Annotated in this window: 19 protein-coding genes; 14 read left to right on the top strand and 5 right to left on the bottom strand. The window is 33.5% G+C overall.

Features of this window, described 5'->3' with window-relative positions:
• The first annotated feature begins 330 nt into the window (after positions 1-330).
• On the top strand, positions 331-738 hold the full coding sequence (locus HKP48_RS00900) for a DUF2721 domain-containing protein (RefSeq protein ID WP_296341875.1): 408 nt from the start codon (positions 331-333) through the stop codon (positions 736-738).
• 48 nt (positions 739-786) lie between these two features.
• Here the strand turns inward: HKP48_RS00900 and HKP48_RS00905 are convergent, their stop codons facing one another.
• Complete coding sequence (locus HKP48_RS00905) at positions 787-2,142, bottom strand: DEAD/DEAH box helicase (RefSeq protein ID WP_296341876.1); 1,356 nt, start codon at positions 2,140-2,142, stop codon at positions 787-789.
• Between the two features lie 115 nt (positions 2,143-2,257).
• Between HKP48_RS00905 and HKP48_RS00910 the strand changes: the two genes are divergently transcribed.
• A complete protein-coding gene (locus tag HKP48_RS00910) occupies positions 2,258-3,568 on the top strand; it encodes an anthranilate synthase component I family protein (protein ID WP_296341877.1) in 1,311 nt (436 codons plus the stop codon).
• A gap of 29 nt (positions 3,569-3,597) precedes the next feature.
• On the opposite strand, the gene HKP48_RS00915 is transcribed toward HKP48_RS00910, so the two are convergent.
• On the bottom strand, positions 3,598-4,287 hold the full coding sequence (locus HKP48_RS00915) for a hypothetical protein (RefSeq protein ID WP_296341879.1): 690 nt from the start codon (positions 4,285-4,287) through the stop codon (positions 3,598-3,600).
• Positions 4,288-4,408: 121 nt separating this feature from the next.
• Between HKP48_RS00915 and tilS the strand changes: the two genes are divergently transcribed.
• The 11 genes from tilS (at position 4,409) to HKP48_RS00970 (ending at position 17,016) form a co-directional block, all read left to right on the top strand.
• Complete coding sequence (gene tilS / locus HKP48_RS00920; protein WP_296341882.1) at positions 4,409-5,746, top strand: tRNA lysidine(34) synthetase TilS; 1,338 nt, start codon at positions 4,409-4,411, stop codon at positions 5,744-5,746.
• On the top strand, positions 5,743-7,365 hold the full coding sequence (ade, locus tag HKP48_RS00925; protein ID WP_296341883.1) for an adenine deaminase: 1,623 nt from the start codon (positions 5,743-5,745) through the stop codon (positions 7,363-7,365). The genes tilS and ade overlap by 4 nt, the downstream gene beginning before the upstream one ends.
• A gap of 121 nt (positions 7,366-7,486) precedes the next feature.
• The gene (locus HKP48_RS00930) at positions 7,487-9,385 is read left to right on the top strand and encodes a CocE/NonD family hydrolase (protein WP_296341886.1); all 1,899 of its coding nucleotides are present in this window, start codon (positions 7,487-7,489) and stop codon (positions 9,383-9,385) included.
• 143 nt (positions 9,386-9,528) lie between these two features.
• Complete coding sequence (locus tag HKP48_RS00935; RefSeq protein ID WP_296341888.1) at positions 9,529-10,500, top strand: alpha/beta fold hydrolase; 972 nt, start codon at positions 9,529-9,531, stop codon at positions 10,498-10,500.
• Positions 10,490-10,672 carry a hypothetical protein gene (locus tag HKP48_RS00940; protein ID WP_296341890.1) on the top strand — a complete coding sequence of 61 codons (183 nt, stop codon included), beginning with the start codon at positions 10,490-10,492 and terminating at the stop codon, positions 10,670-10,672. Before HKP48_RS00935 ends, HKP48_RS00940 begins: the two co-directional genes overlap by 11 nt.
• 142 nt (positions 10,673-10,814) lie before the next feature.
• The gene (locus HKP48_RS00945; RefSeq protein WP_296341892.1) at positions 10,815-12,353 is read left to right on the top strand and encodes a YifB family Mg chelatase-like AAA ATPase; all 1,539 of its coding nucleotides are present in this window, start codon (positions 10,815-10,817) and stop codon (positions 12,351-12,353) included.
• Positions 12,354-12,372: 19 nt separating this feature from the next.
• On the top strand, positions 12,373-13,485 hold the full coding sequence (locus HKP48_RS00950; protein ID WP_296341893.1) for a DUF2891 domain-containing protein: 1,113 nt from the start codon (positions 12,373-12,375) through the stop codon (positions 13,483-13,485).
• Positions 13,486-14,709 carry an Nramp family divalent metal transporter gene (locus HKP48_RS00955; protein ID WP_296341895.1) on the top strand — a complete coding sequence of 408 codons (1,224 nt, stop codon included), beginning with the start codon at positions 13,486-13,488 and terminating at the stop codon, positions 14,707-14,709. It begins immediately after the preceding gene.
• Positions 14,699-15,442 (top strand): 5-oxoprolinase subunit PxpA, encoded by a 744-nt coding sequence (gene pxpA, locus HKP48_RS00960; protein WP_296341897.1) that lies wholly within the window; start codon positions 14,699-14,701, stop codon positions 15,440-15,442. Before HKP48_RS00955 ends, pxpA begins: the two co-directional genes overlap by 11 nt.
• A gap of 6 nt (positions 15,443-15,448) precedes the next feature.
• On the top strand, positions 15,449-16,171 hold the full coding sequence (pxpB, locus tag HKP48_RS00965) for a 5-oxoprolinase subunit PxpB (protein WP_296341899.1): 723 nt from the start codon (positions 15,449-15,451) through the stop codon (positions 16,169-16,171).
• Positions 16,168-17,016: a biotin-dependent carboxyltransferase family protein gene (locus tag HKP48_RS00970; RefSeq protein ID WP_296341901.1), complete on the top strand. Its 849-nt coding sequence runs from the start codon at positions 16,168-16,170 to the stop codon at positions 17,014-17,016. Before pxpB ends, HKP48_RS00970 begins: the two co-directional genes overlap by 4 nt.
• 1 nt (position 17,017) lies before the next feature.
• On the opposite strand, the gene HKP48_RS00975 is transcribed toward HKP48_RS00970, so the two are convergent.
• Genes HKP48_RS00975 through panB form a run of 3 tightly spaced genes read right to left on the bottom strand, consistent with a single transcriptional unit; the run spans position 17,018 to position 18,952 of the window.
• Positions 17,018-17,728 (bottom strand): RluA family pseudouridine synthase, encoded by a 711-nt coding sequence (locus HKP48_RS00975; protein ID WP_296341903.1) that lies wholly within the window; start codon positions 17,726-17,728, stop codon positions 17,018-17,020.
• A 9-nt stretch (positions 17,729-17,737) separates the two neighbouring features.
• Positions 17,738-18,094, bottom strand: coding sequence for a four helix bundle protein (locus HKP48_RS00980; RefSeq protein WP_296341904.1), 357 nt, complete (start codon positions 18,092-18,094; stop codon positions 17,738-17,740).
• Between the two features lie 39 nt (positions 18,095-18,133).
• Positions 18,134-18,952 (bottom strand): 3-methyl-2-oxobutanoate hydroxymethyltransferase, encoded by an 819-nt coding sequence (gene panB / locus HKP48_RS00985; RefSeq protein ID WP_296341907.1) that lies wholly within the window; start codon positions 18,950-18,952, stop codon positions 18,134-18,136.
• Between the two features lie 94 nt (positions 18,953-19,046).
• Here panB and HKP48_RS00990 point away from each other — a divergent pair, with 94 nt between their 5' ends.
• Positions 19,047-19,508, top strand: coding sequence for a nuclear transport factor 2 family protein (locus HKP48_RS00990; RefSeq protein WP_296341909.1), 462 nt, complete (start codon positions 19,047-19,049; stop codon positions 19,506-19,508).
• Positions 19,509-19,838: the final 330 nt, after the last annotated feature.

The raw sequence follows: 19,838 nt of genomic DNA on the forward strand, positions 1-19,838 counted from the left end.
TTGCTTTAAACCTATTGAAGAATGAACATTCTAAAAAACTATCTATGAAAAGCAAAAGGCTTGAAGCTGGGTGGAATGAAGACTATTTGCTCAAAATATTAAATTTAAAAGTATGATTTTGCCCTGCATTAGCTATTAGGTTAATGGAAGCTCTTGAATACTATTTATATATTTGTAAAAAAATACCATGATAAAGCAGCCGTATAGCAACACACTATTATGATTTTAAATATGGAAAAAATCATTTTCATAAAAAAAATGATATTGAAGATCTAGAATGGCGTGCCAAAAAAATATTGGATTAATTTATAATGCGTTAATATTAAAATATTGGATGAACTAACACTAACCACACCAGCACTTTTGTTTTCGGCAATTTCATTAATTATGTTAGCGTACACCAATCGTTTTTTGGCTTATGCATCAGTGATTAGAAATCTAAGAGACGAATATTTAAAACGCAAAGAAGAATCTTTGATTAAACAAATCAAAAATCTAAAGCTACGTTTAGACCTAACACGTTACATGCAAATCTCTGGCATTACAAGCTTATTACTTTGTGTACTAACCATGTTTTTGATTTATATCGATTATCATCTACAAGCTGTATATGTGTTTGGTTTAGGCTTGTTACTTCTGCTGTTATCATTAGCCTTTTTGATTTGGGAAATACAAATCTCTGCAAAGGCCTTGAACAACCATTTAAGGGATATCGAAGATGATTTAAAAAAAAGATAAATAAAGTAACTGTTAGTTCGAGAGGAGTCGAGAACTATTGTATTAAAATTACTTTTTCTTCTTATTACGCTTATTGTAATTTTTGTCACCACGAGTTTTAGGCTTCTTGTATTTTTTTGCAATTTCTATACGGTAACTACCGCCAAGATTTACTTTTTTGTTTTTCTCACTTTTTTCATGAAACGCAGGTCCAGGTGCATCTTCATCTCTGCGTTTTGTAGGATTGTAGCGTTCTTTGATGACATCGCGTTCCTCTTCAATCAGTTCTTTAGAAATCTCAACAGATTCAGGGATTTCAATAGTTTCAATTTGCATCTGCATTAACGCTTCAATACGTTCTCTTGAATCTTGTTCTTTTGCTGTAGATAATAAAATAGATTGTCCTTTACGTTCTGCACGACCAGTACGACCAATGCGGTGCATGTAATTTTCTGGAAAATCTGGCGTATCAAAATTGATAACATGCGAAACATCGTCGATATCTAAACCACGAGCCATAACGTCTGTAGCAACTAGCAATCTGTTTTTGCCTTCTCTAAATTGCTCAATACTACGTAATCTATAATTCTGTGTTTTGTTAGAATGGATAACACATGTTTCAGAAGGAAACAGTTCTTCGAGCTTGTCAAATAAACGATCTGCCATTCGTTTATAAGCTACAAAAATTAGTACTCGTGAAAAGGTCTCTTTATCTTGAAGCAAATCTTCTAAAAGATTAACTTTTGTATAAAAATTAGGCACGTTGTAGCGTGTCTGTTTAATATTTTCTAGAGGTGTTCCTGAAACGGCAATAGAAATTTTAGTCGGATTTATAAAAAAGTCAGTAATTAATTCATCTACATCAGTCGTCATCGTGGCCGAAAACATGATATTCTGTCGCCGCGGTGGCAGAATGTCAAAGATATTCATTAGTTGGTGCCTAAAGCCTAAGTCTAGCATGACATCAACTTCATCAATCACTAATTTCTGAATTGATTTTAGCTGTAAAACACGACTCACAGCCAAATCGTATAAGCGTCCTGGTGTTGCTACTAAGATATCTAGGCCTTGTGCAATAGCCTGTTTTTGAGTATTAATATTTGTACCACCATAAACACCAAGTACACGATTATTAATGTATTTAGACAATTTTTCGATTTCATTGACGACTTGTACAACCAATTCTCGTGTTGGCACCAAAATTAGAACACGTGGATTTTCTTGTCGCGAATATTTGAGATTTCTTAGAATAGGCAACATATAGGCGAATGTTTTTCCTGTTCCTGTTTGCGCAATACCAACCACATCTTTTCCTGAAGCAACGACACTAAACGATTCTGCCTGTATTGGCGTAGGTGTTGTAAAGCCTAAATCGTCTAAGGCATTATGTAATGGCGTGTTTAAGTTTAAATCTCTAAAATCCACTGTTTTGTTTTATCGCACAAAGATACAGTTTCATATTTAGCAATCTTATAAGCTTTATGAAACCTTGTAGGTATTAAAGCTTTATTTCAATATTTTTGTTTCAATTATATTTCTATTGAGAACAATACAGCATTTTCAGCCAAAATCTATTAAAAATTTCAAAGAGCAATTATTGTGTTGGGCGCAATACTATGATGATGTGCTGTGGTTAGATTCTAACAACCACAAAGAGAAATATGGTAATTACGATGCAATCCTAGCTATTGATGCATTTACAAGTTTGAAGACGGATTATTTTGATGCGTTCGAAAAACTAAATGAATACCAGTCTATAACCAAGGACTGGATTTTTGGCTACCTCACTTACGATTTAAAGAATACTATCGAAGACTTGAAGTCTACTAATTTTGATGGATTAAAGTTTCCTGATTTATATTTCTTTCAGCCTAAAAAAATCTTTTTAATTGAAGGTAATACAGTTGAAATACAATACTTACGAATGGTTGATGATGAGATTGATGATGATTTACAAGATATCCAGAAATCTAAAAATCTAAAAATCCAAGAATCTAACGAATCTAACGAATCTAACGAATCTATCAAGATTAAGCTCCGTATCCACAAAGATGATTACTTCAATAAAGTTAATCAAATGCTCGCACACATTCATCGTGGCGACATTTACGAAGCAAATTTTTGTCAGGAATTCTATACTGAAGACACAGAAATTAGACCTTTAGACGTTTATTGTAAACTTAATAAAATTTCAAAGCCTCCATTTGCCACATTCCTTAAGGCAGAAGACAAATACTTAATGTCTGCATCACCAGAACGTTATATTAAAAAAGAAGGAAATAAAGTCATTTCACAACCCATAAAGGGAACTGCAAAACGCTCAACAAATCAAGCTAAAGACCAACAACTTGCCAAAGCCTTAGCTCTAGACGAAAAAGAGCTTAGTGAAAATATAATGATTGTAGACTTGGTGCGTAACGACCTGTCGCATACTGCCAAAAAAGGAAGCGTTAAGGTTGAAGAATTGTGTAAAGTTTATTCGTTTATGCAAGTGCACCAAATGATTTCTACCGTAGTTTCTGAGGTCTCTGAAGATACAAGTCCAGCAGAATTATTAAGAACAACATTCCCAATGGGTAGCATGACTGGCGCGCCTAAAATCTCCGCAATGAAAATTATTGATGACTTGGAGGAGACTAAACGCGGACTGTATTCGGGTACAGTTGGTTATTTTGAGCCCAATGGTAATTTCGATTTTAATGTTATTATTAGAAGTATTCTCTACAACCAAAGTAAGAAATATGTATCGTATTCTGTAGGTAGTGCTATTACAGCCAAAAGTCACCCGTTCCGTGAGTACGAGGAATGTTTGATTAAAGCTAAGGCAATGCGTGAGGTTTTAGAGGGATAGTTTCTTGGTCAGTAAACCTCTACATTTCTTTATTCCAGATGCGTTCTAAAACTTTTCTTTACTTTCTCAAAAATTAATTCAACTCTTGAGGTTTCAATATTTTTAATCTTCGCGATAGCGTCGAAATCTAGATTTCCAAAAATGTATAAATCTACGATATTAGAAATATTTATAGGTAGCCAACTGTAAAAGCGACCAAACACCTTAGGAGATTCAGATGGTGATAAATCTTCAAGCTCAAATGCTTTTAAAATTGACGTTTCTTTATCTTCATACAGGTACAAATGGTTGTTATGGTCTTGATGGTAAGATATGTCATTCAATTCTGTGTTTAATACTAAGTCCAAATCAGCATCAATAGTATAGTCCTCACTAAGTTTAGACATCTCATCTTGTAAAATAGTATCTGTACTTATCGTATTTTTATGATAGGCTTCCTTTTTAAAAAGAGCGTTCATATAGTTGTCTACGAGCTTAAATAATTCGAGTTTCACTTCATTTCTTTCAGCTTCGATGTTAAATCCTTTGCTGTACAATTCAATAACACATTCATCAATAATTCCATTAGACGAATACATATTTTTAGGGATAATACCAGTAGTTTCAGAAATGTAAATTCTATGTTTTACATAGGGGTGTAAATGTTGTACTACAGAAAGCATCTTTTTGTCAAAGGCAGTTTTTGCAGATTTTGATGATAGTTCTTTAAAAGTGCTCATAACCAAAGTTTTAATTATTTCTTTAAAGCTACTTATAACATTAAAATATTACTATGACAATTGTCATTTTAAATTCAAATTCTTCAATTATTAACATTTTCCATTATTGTATATTTACGCTATGTTAGATTTGTTTTCAACACATATAAAATCAAACTTAAGTTTTCTAAAAAACACAAGATTAGTTATCGCAATTTCAGGCGGAATAGACAGTGTCGTTTTAGCTCATTTATGTAACCAATTTGACTTAAATTTTGTATTAGCACATTGTAATTTTAATTTAAGAGGAAAAGAAAGTGATACCGACGAAGATTTTGTTTTGGAACTTTCCGAGGAGTTAAATGTTGAAGCTTTTATTCAGCGTTTTGATACTGAGGCTTATGCCAAAGAAAACAAATGTTCTATCCAAATGGCAGCGCGCGAATTGCGTTATGATTGGTTTAATGATTTAGCAGAGCAATTAGAGTTCGATTATATTCTAACCGCACATCAAGCCGATGATAATCTTGAAACATTTCTTATTAATTTTACAAGAGGAACAGGCATCAATGGTTTAACAGGAATTCCGACGATTAATGAAAATATTGTTCGTCCATTATTACCTTTTTCAAGAGAACAAGTTGAGGATTATGCCAAAGACCAGAATATTAAATGGCGAGAAGATAGTAGTAATTCGAGTAGAAAATATTTAAGAAATAAACTCCGTCATGAGGTTATTCCAATCTTAAAGGAGATTAACCCTCAGTTGCTAGATAGCTTTCAGAATATGTTAGAAAACTTAAATGACACAGCAGATATTGTTGAAGAAAGCCTCAATGCAGTTGCTAAACGCGCTATTGTAGATATAAACGAAAGTGGCGTAAGTTACAAGGTCTCAGAATTCAAAAAAGTAAATAATTCAAAAGCATATCTGTTTGAGATGTTTAAAGATTATGGCTTTACGGAATGGAATAATGTGGTTAACCTTTTAGATGCTGAAACTGGTAAATATGTAACATCAAACGCATATAAGTTAACCAAACATCGTAAGTTGCTCATACTTTCAGATTTAGTTGATAGACCAAATAAGAAAGAGAACGTTACGCTGAGTATGTCGAAGCATCAAATCGAAAGTTCAGACGCTTTATTTGAAACACCAATCGGAAATCTAAAATTCGAGAAAGTTTCAAACCTTTTAAAACCAACAAAGAATACAATTTTTATAGACAAAGAAAAACTCAAATTCCCATTAAAATTAAGACTTTGGAAAAAAGAAGATATTTTTCACCCAAGCGGAATGAAAGGCAAAAAGAAAGTCAGTAAATACCTTAAAGATGAAAAACTAAAACCATCAGAAAAAGAAAATACTTGGGTTTTAACTTCAGAAAATAAAACTATTTGGGTAATTGGAAGACGTGCTGATGAGCGTTTTATTGCAAATGAAAAATCTAAAAATATTTTAAAAATAGAATTGTATTGATATTAAAGGGAAATATAGTAAACATAAAAAATCGCAACATTTTCAAAGGCGAAGTCCATATTGAAAACGGAAAAATAAAATCCATAATCGAGAAAGATTGCGATGAAAATCATTATATCTTGCCTGGTTTTGTAGATGCGCATATTCATATTGAAAGTTCTATGCTCGTGCCTTCAGAGTTTGCTAAAATTGCGGTTAAGCACGGCACAGTAGCTACAGTTTCTGACCCACACGAAATTGCTAATGTGCTTGGAATAAAAGGTGTGGAGTTTATGATTGAAAATGGAAAACAAACACCATTTAAATTCAATTTTGGAGCACCAAGTTGTGTGCCAGCTACACCATTTGAATCCGCTGGTGCTATTATAGACTCAGAAGCTATAAGAACCTTGATGGCAAATCCGGATATTAAGTATCTCGCTGAGATGATGAATTATCCCGGAGTGATTTTCGATGATGATGAAGTCCACAAAAAAATTGAATGGGCAAAAAAATATGGTAAACCAGTTGATGGTCATGCACCAGATGTTAGAGGTGAAGATTTAACCAAATACATTTCAGCAGGAATTTCAACCGACCATGAATGTTTTACTTATGAAGAAGGATTAGAAAAACTTCAAAAAGGCATGAAAGTCATTATCCGTGAGGGTAGTGCTGCCAAAAATTTTGAAGCCTTAATAGATTTATTACCAGAGCATTTTGAAAACATGATGTTTTGTAGCGATGATAAGCATCCAGACGATTTATTATTAGGTCACATTAATCAGCTTTGTGCGCGAGCAGTTGAAAAAGGAATTGACATTTTTAAAATTTTGAAAGTGGCCTGTATTAACCCCGTAAATCATTACAATCTTAGCGTTGGTTCGTTAAATGTAGGAGATGTTGCTGATTGTATTGTAGTTAAGGATTTAAAAGTATTTGAAACTCTTCAAACTTACATTAATGGCGAATTGGTATTCGATAATGGAGTATCAAAAATTAAACATGTCAATTTCGAAATTTTAAATACTTTCAATACAGAAAAGAAACAACTTTCAGATTTTCAATTCAATTCCAAATCAAAACAAATCAGAGTTATCGAGTGTTTAGATGGCGAATTGGTAACCAATGAAATTATCGAAATGTCAACTATAGAAAAAGGGAATTTAGTTTCCAATACTGAAAGTGATATTCTTAAAATGACGGTTGTCAATAGGTATAAAAATGATAAACCCTCAATTGCATTTATCAAGAATTTCGGATTAAAAAAAGGTGCAATAGCTTCGTCTGTTGGTCATGATTCTCATAATATTATTGCTGTAGGCGTTTCAGACGAAGCAATTTGTAAAGCAGTTAACCTTTTAATAGATAATAAAGGTGGAATATGTGCTGTTTCAGACCAAATAGAGAAAATAGTACCACTACCAGTCGCAGGAATTATGAGCGACCAAAATGCAGAAACTATTGGTAAAGCTTATGCAGAGTTAGATCAAATGTCAAAAAAAATGGGCAGTAAGCTCCGTGCGCCTTATATGAGTTTGTCTTTTATGGCATTGCTCGTTATTCCAGCTTTAAAATTAGGAGATAAAGGATTGTTTGATGGAAAAACGTTTCAGTTTACGCCATTAGAAATTGAATAATACTTAAGGCTAATAAATCTAAAAGTCTAAGAATCTAATAGGTCTAAATTACCTTAACATTTCATTCAAACTTTTGTGTAGAGAAAAAATTATCTTTAGACTTCAAATAAAATCAACCACCATGATTAAAAATCTTTTTCGAGTAGTTGTGTTTTCAATCTTTATTTTAGGTTGCAAAGACACACAAAACATCAATGTCAAAGAAGCTGAGACTGAAGCTAACAAAGTAACGACTTCAGTAGATACTTACGCTAAGGACAATTATAATAAAAAGGAAGTAATGATAGTAATGCGTGATGGTATTAAACTACATACAACCATTTACAGCCCAAAAGATACCTCAAAGACATACCCAATATTGATGATGCGTACACCTTACAGTTGTAGACCTTATGGCGAAAATGAGTTTAAATCTAAAATTGGACCAAACAAGTACCTTATGGAAGAAGGTAATATTATGGTCTATCAAGATGTTCGTGGACGTTGGAATAGTGAAGGTGTTTACGATAATATGCGTGCTTATATTCCAAATAAAACTGGTAATCAAGTCGACGAAGCTAGTGATACTTACGATACTATTGAATGGTTAGTAAATAACGTTGAGAATACCAATGGCAACGTTGGCACATACGGAATTTCGTATCCAGGTTTTTATGCCACATATTCTTTATTAGACTCGCACCCTGCATTAAAAGCAGTATCACCTCAGGCATGTATTGGTGATTTTTTCTTTGATGATTTTATTCATAATGGAGCATTTTTATTGAGTTATTGGAGAGCGACTTCGGTTTTTGGTTACATGAAAGATACACCAACCAAAGAAGCATGGTACGAGTTTCCGAATATCGGAACAGAAGACCAATACCAGTTTTTTATTGACAATACACCTTTAAGTAAATTAGATGATTATTATGACGAAAAAAATGTGTTTATGACGCAAATTGAAGAAAACGTCACCTATAATGATTTCTGGCAAAAACGCGGAATTATACAGCATTTAAAAGATATTAAACCTGCGGTTATGGTTGTCGGAGGACAGTTTGATGCTGAAGATTTATACGGACCATATAATACGTATAAAAGTATAGAAAAGAATAGTGATAACTATAATACCATAGTTTTTGGACCTTGGAGTCATGGCGATTGGGCGCGAAATAGAGATAGACAAGTGATAGGAAATATGCATTTCGGCGATGGAATTTCAGATTATTTCCAGAAGAATATTGAAACTAAATTTTTTAATCATTTCCTAAAAGGTGAAGCTAATGGCGAAACAGGATTAGCCGAAGCTCATATGTTTGACACAGGTAAAAAGGAATGGCAATCTTTTGAGCAATGGCCACCAAAAAATACAATGAAGCAAAGTTGGTTTATGCAGCCAGACGAGCGTTTAACAAAACTAGCTTTACGAAATATTGCCACTTCAGATTTTATTAGTAACCCTAGGAAACCGGTACCCTATTCCGAAGATATCAAAGTCGTTTTTACACCACGTAAGTTTATGACGGATGATCAGCGTTTTGCGTCACGACGCCCTGATGTTTTGACTTTTGAAACTGAAATTTTAGAGAATGATGTTACTTTAGCTGGCGATATTCTTTCAAAATTAAATGTTTCGACTACAGGAACAGCGGCCGATTGGATCGTGAAAGTTATAGATGTTTTTCCTGCGGATACTGAAAATACAGATGATGTTCAAGACCATTTAAAACTTAGCAACTACCATATGTTGGTGCGTAGTGAAGTAATCCGTGGACGTTTTAGAAACAGCATGACAAATCCTGAGCCATTTGTGCCAAACCAAAAAACTCCAGTTAACTTAAAGTTGCAAGATGTATTTCATACCTTTAAAAAAGGACACAAAATACAAGTGCAAGTGCAAAGTACATTCTTTCCTTATATTGATGCTAATCCACAAACGTATGTAGATAATATCTTCAAAGCCAAAGAGGAAGACTTTAAAGTACAAACACATAAAGTTTTCAATGATTCATCAATTGAGTTTACAATTCTGAAATAGAAAAATTAAATAAAATGTTACTTCGATTTCGAAGAATAAGAAATTGTATCCAGAAGCAAGAAAAATTCTGGATACAATTTTTAGTTTTACTAAAAAAACCAAAAATCATTAGAACAGAGAAAATTGAAAAGTAAACTTAACCCATGCCGATAATAGAATCTACCTACAAACCACTCTTTTGGGCTAAGAGTGGTTTTGTCTCTACTGTATTTTCAGGATTAGGACGTCGCGTAAAAGATGTAGAGCAAACTCGCGAACGCATCATATTACCAGACACCGATTTTTTAGATTTAGACTGGAGTTATTCTGAAACTAAAAGCCGAAAAGTGATTATACTTTTACATGGCTTAGAAGGTCACGCACAACGCCCATATTTAACTGGCGCTGCTAAGCTATTTAACCAGAATGAAATTGATGCTTGTGCCGTAAATTTTAGGGGTTGTAGTGGCGAACCTAATTTGTTATATCGCAGTTATCATTCTGGTGCAACTGAAGATTTAGATAACGTTGTTAAGCATATCGTTTCATTACATAAGTATGATGAAATTTATATCAAAGGGATCAGTCTTGGTGCAAATATGGCGTTGAAATATGCTGGCGAAAATCGAGAATTACCAAAACAACTTAAAGCAGTCATAGCTATTTCATCGCCTTGTGATTTAAAAGGTTCTTGTGATGAATTATTAAGCCTAAAAAATAGAGCTTATGCCATTCGCTTTTTAGACCATTTAAAGCAAAAACTCAAACCGAAACTCAGAGATTTTCCAAAAAATATTTCAGTTTCAGATTATAAACTTATAAAAACATTAATCGATTTTGACCATGTATATACATCAAAAGCGCATGGTTTTAAAGATGCTTTTGATTATTACGAAAAGGCGAGTAGTTTACAGTTTTTACCAAACATCAAAGTACCTTCATTGCTAATTAATGCACTTAATGATTCGTTTTTATCGCCAGAATGTTATCCAGTAAAAGAAGCTAAAGAAAATCCAAACCTACATTTAGAAATGCCCAAATATGGCGGTCATGTTGGTTTTATACAAAACGGAGAGTTTTATTATAATGAGAAACGGGCTTTGGAGTTTGTAGAAAGTATATCCTATGAAAAATAAGTTGAATTATTCAATAATAGCTTTATTGTCATTGTTTGTTCTTAATTGTGAAAACGAAAACAAATTAGAAGGTGGTTTTAGTTCCTATAATCCTGAATATGGATATGTAGAAATGTATTTTAAGAAAGACTCAATGCGATTAGCGTCAGATAATAATTGGGTGTTGTTTTGACCACGCTCGAAATGACAGATATATTCTGATTATTACACTTTAAGGATATACAGTTTTACGGAGGATAATAGTTTATGAGTAAATGTTTTATTTTGTTTATTTAGTCCAATAATCCTACATTTAGAAAAACAAATTAAAATCCATGCTCAAAAAAGTTTTCGCAAGTGCCGTTTTTGGTGTTGAAGCTTCAACCATAACCGTTGAGGTTAATGTAGATAAAGGTGTTGGTTATCACTTGGTAGGGTTACCAGATAATGCTATAAAAGAAAGTAACTACCGTATTGCAGCCGCACTTCAGAATAACGGTTTTAGAATACCAGGCAAAAAGATTACCATAAATATGGCGCCAGCCGATTTGCGTAAAGAAGGTTCAGCTTATGATTTAACTTTGGCTATCGGTATTCTTACGGCATCAAACCAAATTAAAGCAGAGGATTTAGAGGATTATTTAATCATGGGCGAATTGTCACTCGATGGTAGTTTGCAGCCTATAAAAGGTGCCTTACCAATAGCCGTAAAAGCACGAGAAGAAGGTTTTAAAGGTTTTATTCTGCCAAGCCAAAATGCTAAAGAAGCCGCAATTGTTAATGATTTAAAAGTTTTTGGTGTCGATAATATCACACAAGTCATCAATTATTTTGACAAAGGCGAAGATTTAGAACAAACTATAATCGACACAAGAGCAGAATTTAATAAAAGTCTTAATTTTCCAGAATTTGATTTTGCAGATGTTAAAGGTCAAGAAAGCATTAAACGCTGTATGGAAATCGCCGCTGCTGGCGGACATAATATTATTTTAATTGGTCCTCCAGGTTCTGGTAAAACGATGTTGGCTAAGCGACTACCTTCTATTTTACCGCCAATGACTTTACATGAAGCCTTGGAAACGACAAAGATTCATTCTGTAGTTGGTCGCGTAAAAGCACACGCAGGATTAATGGCGCAACGACCGTTTCGTTCGCCCCATCATACCATTTCAAACGTTGCGCTTGTCGGCGGCGGAAGTTATCCACAACCAGGTGAAATATCCTTATCACATAATGGCGTTTTATTTTTAGACGAATTACCAGAATTTAAGCGTGAAGTTTTAGAAGTCATGCGACAACCTTTGGAAGATAGAGAAGTGACAATTTCACGTGCGAAATTTACGGTAACGTATCCAAGTAGTTTTATGTTAGTCGCAAGTATGAATCCAAGTCCGAGCGGATTTTTTAATGACCCAGATGCACCTATAACATCAAGTCCAGCAGAAATGCAGCGTTACATGGGCAAGATTTCTGGACCATTATTAGATAGAATCGATATTCATATTGAAGTGACTCCAGTACCATTTGAGAAGCTATCTGAGGAACGTAAAGGAGAATCTTCAGTAGAAATTAGAGAACGCGTGACGAAAGCACGAGAACTTCAAACGGAGCGCTTTTCAGAATTCGAAAATATGCATTACAATGCGCAAATGAATACCAAGCAAATACGAAAACATTGTAAATTAGATAACGCTTCACTTCAGCTTTTAAAATCTGCAATGGAGCGTTTAAATCTTTCAGCGCGAGCTTACGACAGAATATTAAAAGTCGCTCGCACTATTGCTGATTTGGAAAGAGCCGAAAATTTATCTGGTAATCACATTAGTGAAGCTATACAATATAGAAGCTTAGACCGTGATGGTTGGTTAGGCTAAGACTAAAAACAAATTATTTATGAAATACGCTTATCTCATTCTTATCTTTCTTTTTTTGTTGAATTGTAAAGACCAAAACGCGGTTGGAAGGAAGTCTACAGAATTAAACGAAGTTACCATTGCAAACACACCTACATTAAATCTTAACGATGCTAATAGTCTAGCAAATTTACCTTTAGCATGCGTTGGTACAGAGTATCCATACAAATTAGGGCAAACCCTAGGCAGTGCAGATGATTTAAAAACTCCAAAAGAATTACATCCTACGTTTTATGGCTGTTTCGACTGGCATTCTGCAGTCCATGGTCATTGGAGTTTGTTGAGTTTACTACGTCAGTTTCCAGATTTAGAACGACGTAATGAGGCTGAAGCTTGGTTGCTAAATAGTATTTCTAAAGAAAATATTATAAAAGAAGTTGCTTATTTTGATGATAAGAATAACAAGTCTTTTGAGCGCACTTATGGTTGGGCATGGCTATTAAAACTTACCGAAGAATTACATCAATGGAATAATGATATTGCTCGCGAACTTGAAAATAACCTACAACCATTAACAGATTTAATCGTTTCAAAATATATGGAGTTTCTCCCAAAATTGAATTATCCAATTCGTGTTGGAGAGCACCCAAATACTGCATTTGGACTGAGCTTTGCTTATGATTATGCTGTAACTGTAAATGATGAAAACTTAAAGTTTTTAATAAAAAAACGAGCTAAAGACTTTTATTTAGATGATGCTGGTTGTCCACTAAAATGGGAGCCAAGTGGTTTCGATTTTTTATCGCCATGCCTAGAAGAAGCGGCTTTAATGAAGCGAATTTTGCCTCAAGAGGAATTTAAGACTTGGTTTGCTGAATTTTTACCACAATTAAAGGACAAATCTTTTAATCTTGAAGCTGGCAGAGTTTCCGACAGAACTGATGGAAAATTAGTCCATTTAGATGGCGTAAACTTTTCACGCGCTTGGAGTTTAAATTACATCGCTCAAGATTTGCCAGAATATCAACATTTACGCAACGTTGCTAATAAACACATAAACAATTCTTTGCCTAGTATCGTTGACGATAGTTACGAAGGAGGACATTGGCTTGGTAGTTTTGCAATTTATGCTTTAAACTCTATTGAGCGTTAAATGATTAAATTCCTTAAAAACATCGGTCCAGGACCATTGGTTGCTGCAGCATTTATTGGACCAGGAACAGTGACACTTTGTACTTTGGCTGGTGTCAATTTTGGCTATGCCTTGCTTTGGGCAATGATGTTGTCGGTTATAGCTACTATTGTTTTACAGGAGATGTCAGCAAGGTTAGGTGTAGTGACGCAAAAAGGGCTATCTAAGGTTATTCGAGAAGAAATAAAAAGTCCATTTATAAAATCCATCGTATTAGTTTTAATCTTATCTGCAATAGTTATTGGTAACGCGGCCTATGAAGCTGGGAATATTTCAGGGGGTGCTTTGGGAGTTAAAGCTCTTTTTGGCTCTACTGAATTATATATTTTAGGTCGTGAGATAGACGTTTGGCCAATAATCATAGGAAGTATAGCTTTTGCCGTATTGTATATAGGAAACTATAAAGTCATTGAAAAGGCTTTGGTTTTTATGGTAATTTTGATGAGTTTAGCTTTTTTAGTTACAGCAATTATTACAAAGCCTAATGTTCTTGAGGTAGTAACTGGAATGTTAGTTCCAAAATTTCCTGAAAAAAGTATACTCACAATTATTGGACTAATAGGGACAACGGTTGTGCCATATAATATTTTCTTGCATGCGTCTCTAGCAAAAACGAAATGGAAATCAAAAGAAGATTTGGCTTATGCTAGAAAAGACACCGTAATTGCTGTTATTCTTGGTGGCGTAGTTTCTATTTGTATTATTATTACAGCTTCTACAGTACCATTTCAGGAGATTAATAATGCAGCTGATTTGGCCTTAGGTTTGCAACCTTTGTTTGGAGATTTTGCTAAGTATTTTTTGGCTATTGGTTTATTTTCAGCAGGAATTACAAGCGCCATTACAGCACCTTTAGCTGCAGCTTATGTTGCTTCTGGGTGCTTTGGTTGGCAGAATAACCTTAAGTCTAAAAAGTTTAGGACAGTATGGGTATTTATACTTTTTTTAGGGGTTGGATTTTCGTCAATAGGATTTAAATCTATAGAAATTATAAAATTTGCTCAAGTTGCTAATGGCTTATTGCTCCCTGTTATTGTAGGAATTTTAATCTGGATTATGAATAAATCTTCTGTTTTAGGGAAATACAAAAATTCTAATCTTCAAAACGTATTTGGGTTTATTATTTTGGGAATAACTTTGTTTCTCGGTGCTAAAACAATTTTAAAAGTCTTTAATGTCATCTAAATTAAAAATAGATATTAACGCAGATATAGGAGAAGGTATGGGAAACGAAGCCTTATTAATGCCTTATCTCTCGTCTTGTAATATTGCTTGTGGTGGTCATGCTGGCGATTTTTATACAATGAAAGAAGTCGTGCAATTGGCAAAAAAGTACAATCTAAAAGTTGGAGCACATCCATCCTTTCCAGATAAGGTCAACTTTGGACGTAAAGAAATGGCGATGTCTCATCAAGATTTGTTTAAAAGTTTAAAATCTCAAATTGATGATTTGCTTAAAATCGTAAAATCTGAAAACTTGAAATTACATCATGTTAAACCTCATGGTGCACTCTACAATTTAGCAGCCAAAGATGAAACTACCGCTACGATTATAATAGAAGTTTTAAATTCATATTCTGAAAAGTTGAAGCTTTATGTACCACCAAAATCGGTTATTTCAGAAGTGGCAAAATCTAAGCTTATTGAGGTTGTTTTTGAAGGTTTTGCAGACAGAAATTACAACCAAGATTTATCTTTGGTTTCACGTCAAAAAAACAATGCTTTAATAACAAAAAAAGAAGATGTTTTTAGTCATGTTTTTAATATGATTTTTAATCAAAAAGTAAAGACCTTAGGTGGAGTAGAAGTAGCCCTTTTTATTGACTCTATTTGTGTGCATGGTGATACTAAAAATGCTCAAGAAATATTGAAGTATTTGTACAAAAATTTAAAGCATAATAATATTGAAATTTCTTAGTATATCTTGAGTTATGATTTAAAATATAAGCGTTATGGAGAGCGTTCAATTTTGATTGAATGGCCTCAAATAATTGACGAAAATATATTAAAGAATATACTTAACTATAAAATAAAACTGAAAAATTACTATAGTAAAGTAAAACTTGAGATAATAATTACATATAATTCAATATTAGTAATTTATAATTTCACTATTGATAATATCAATGATGAAATTTCGATGTTAAAATCTCTATATTCTAGGTCTGAGACCCAAGAAGACTTTTTCGGGACAACATGGGAAATCCCAGTTTGTTACGACGAAGCGTTTGGTTTTGATTTAGAACATTTAGCTGAAGAAAAAAAGCTGTCGATTTCTGAAATTATTAAAAGACACTCAAGACCAATCTACACTGTGTATTTTGTTGGTTTTTTACCCGGGTTTTTATACCTAGGTGGCTTGGATAAATCCTTATATATTAATCGTAAATCCATACCGAATTTAAATATAAAAAAAGGTGCCGTTGGTATTGGTGGAAATCAGACAGGAATCTATCCAAAAAATAGTCCTGGAGGATGGCATATTATTGGCAATTCTCCAATAGATTTTTTTCAAATAGAAAAACAAAACCCTTGTTTCGCAAAAGCAGGAGATAAAGTAAAATTTAAAAGCATTTTAAGAGAGGAATACGTTTCTATTTATGAAGAAGTAAAAAACAATTCTTATCAAATAAAAACGATATCATGATTGAGGTTTTAAAATCAGGTATGCACTCGTCAATCCAGGATGCTGGTCGTTTTGGTTATCGAGAACTTGGTGTCCCTATTAGTGGTGTAATGGATAAAAATGCTTCTGATTTAGGAAATGCCCTTTTGGATAATTCAATTAAAGCGGCAGTTTTAGAAATGATTATGATAGGTGCTAAATTGAAATTCCATGCAGCTACGTTCATAGTAATCTCTGGTGCTAATATGTCTCCCAAATTAAATGATATCCCTCAAGTGAATAATAAAGCTATAGCTGTAAATACTGGAGATATTTTAAGTTTTGGAGCTGTAACAAATGGACTACACTGTTATTTGGCAGTTAAAGGTGGTTTTAAAACGGAGATAGTTTTAGGTAGTAAGAGTTATTATTATGGAATAACCAAATACCATGTCATTAAAGCGAATGAGATTTTGAGTATAGATTCATTTTCATCTAGTATACTTAAAAACCCTCAATATTCTAAATTAAAATCTTACGATTTCTCAATTTCAGTTTTAAATGTTTTTAAAGGTCCAGAGTTTGATTTGCTTTCATATACAGAACAAAAGAAACTATTAAATTCGAAACTTAAAGTCTCTAAGCTTTATAATAGAATGGCGTACCAACTCTGTCCAAATTTTGAAAACGATTTAAATTCCATATTAACAGGACCTGTTTTACCAGGAACTGTGCAGTTAACGCCTTCAGGAAAGTTAATTGTTTTAATGAGAGATTGTCAAACAACAGGTGGATATCCTCGTGTATTACAGCTTAGTGAGGCTTCAATAAATTTATTGGCTCAAAAAAAAGAGCGTGATAGTATCTCGTTTAGACTAAAAGAATAGATTAGAGACAAGCATCCCAAACAGGGTCTTTTGGTAGTGGCGCTACAATGCTTATAGGTTCCTTTTTTACAGGGTGTATAAACTCTAGTTGTCTTGCATGAAGACTAATACTCCCGTCTTTATTACTTCGGTCGAAACCGTATTTTAAATCCCCTTTAATTGGACTACCAATATTAGACAATTGTACTCGGATTTGATGGTGTCGACCAGTTTCTAGGTTAATTTCTAATAAATGAAAGTTATCTAACGATTTTATGACTTCGTAATGTAGAATGGCTTTTTTACTGTTTCTAACTTCTTTTTTAAATGCCGTTGATTTATTGTTTTTTGGATTTTTTCTTAGCCAGTGTACCAATGTGTCTTGTTGTTTTGGCGGTGCATTTTTAACTAAAGCCCAGTAGGTTTTATTGGCTTTTTTATTGGCAAATAATTTATTCAATCGCGGTAAAGCTTTACTTGTTTTAGCAAATAGGACTATTCCAGTTGTTGGACGGTCTAAACGATGTACAACGCCCAAATATACATTGCCTGGTTTGTTGTATTTCTCAGCTATGTATTCCTTTACAACATCGCTTAAAGGTTTGTCGCCAGTCTTGTCTCCCTGCACAATATCTCCCGATCGTTTGTTAACGACAATTATGTGGTTGTCTTCGTAAAGAACTTGGAGATTAGATTTGTTAGACCTTTTAGATGGGTCAGATTTGTTAGACATTTAGATAGATTAGATGCTTAGGGTTGATTTAAATTTAGAAATCATCTTTATAATTTCATCTAATTCAGATATTATTGGATTCAATTGATTATGTTCAATAAACTTTAAGTCTGAAGCAATTAGTAGTTGTGTTTCAATTTCATATGCAGACCCAATAGCTATTTTTAAGGATCTCACAAAACCTTTGTTAGATTTTCTAGATGATCCTTCGGCTATATTCGAAGGAATCGATACAGAAGCTCTTCTTAATTGATTGGTTATGCCGAATCTCTCAGAATCAGGAAAAGCATAAGTTATCTTGTAAATTTCAGAACAAAATATTCTACCTCGTTTCCAAATTTGTAATTCTTTAAACTTATGAGTCATCTAAGTAAGTCTAGTTATCTAAAAGTCTAACTGTCTAAATTAATATTGTTCCTTCTCATTCGGGAAATTCTGCGACTTTACATCTTTTACATATTGACCAATGGCATTAGTCATATCATCATAAAGATTCATATACCGACGTAGAAAACGAGGATTAAATTCGTGTGTCATTCCAATCATATCATGTAATACTAAAACTTGTCCATCAACACCATCGCCAGCACCAATACCAATTACCGGAATGGAAACACTCGCTGCTACTTCTTTAGCTAAAGCGGCAGGTATTTTTTCTAAAACAATTGCAAAACAACCTGTTTTTTCGAGCATTAATGCATCTTCTTTAAGTTGTTGCGCTTCTTGTTCTTCTTTTGCTCTTACAGTATATGTTCCAAATTTGTATATAGATTGAGGCGTTAAACCCAAATGTCCCATAACAGGAATTCCAGCATTTAGAATACGCTTAATAGAATCTTTAATTTCTTTTCCACCTTCTAATTTTACCGCATGTCCTCCAGATTCTTTCATAATACGAATCGCAGAACGCAAGGCTTCTTTTGGATCACTTTGGTACGTTCCAAAGGGTAAATCAACAACAACCAAAGAGCGTTCAATAGCTCTCACCACTGAAGAGGCGTGATAAATCATTTGGTCTAAAGTAATTGGTAAAGTGGTTTCGTGGCCAGCCATGACATTACTTGCAGAATCGCCAACCAAAATAACATCGATACCAGCGCCGTCTACGATTTTTGCCATGGTATAATCGTAAGCCGTAAGCATTGATATTTTTTCGCCCTTAGACTTCATATCGACTAAGGTCTTTACTGTTATTCGTTTATATTCCTTTTTAGCTACAGACATATAATTGTTGTTTGTGAATGGTAAAAATAATGAGTTTTGCTAAACTTTTGTTTAACTTTCAATCGAAATACAAATTTGAATAAATTTCGTGACCATGAAAAAGTATCTTTTAACAACAATGACACTTCTGGTTTTTACTATAAGTTTTAGTCAATCATCTGAAGAAGAATTTGTAAAGCAAACTATTATAGATTTTTTTGAAGCCTTTCATAAGCAAGATACAGTTAAGCTAAAAACTATGGCTAAAGGCAACATAAAAATGCAATCTATATCAGTAACAAAGGAACAAAAAACACAATTAAGTGAAAATGATTATTACGGATTTGTAAAAAATATAGCCGAAATTCCTAAAGACAAAACCTTCGAAGAAAAATTATTAGGATTTGATATAAAGGTTGATGGCCATATGGCAAATGCCTGGACACCTTATGAGTTTTGGTTTGATGGAAATTTTAGTCATTGTGGCGTTAATTCTTTCCAGCTTGTAAAAGAAGATAGTAGTTGGAAAATCATTTACCTAGTTGACACCCGTCGAAAGAAAAGTTGTGGTAGTTAGAATCTTAGCCATTAGACCTAAACAAGTTATTTAATATAATTGGTCTAAATATCTAATTAATTTAAAGATTAACAATCTGTCAAATTAACACTAACGGCTAGGCCGCCTTCAGAAGTTTCTTTGTACTTAGTATTAAAAAGCCTGAAAATAGTTTCAGGCTTTTTAATACTAATTATTTTTATTGATTATCCTTTTTTAATCATAAAGGCTATATTCTAATATATGACTGAATTAGTACTTGTTCTCCATAATTCCCAAGCGGATTGCCCTGTAATGGCATATAATGCAAACTCCTTTAGGCGTTGATTATTATTCTTAATCCGCTCAAGT

This window comes from Winogradskyella sp., from assembly GCF_013042245.1.
Taxonomy (GTDB): domain Bacteria; phylum Bacteroidota; class Bacteroidia; order Flavobacteriales; family Flavobacteriaceae; genus Winogradskyella.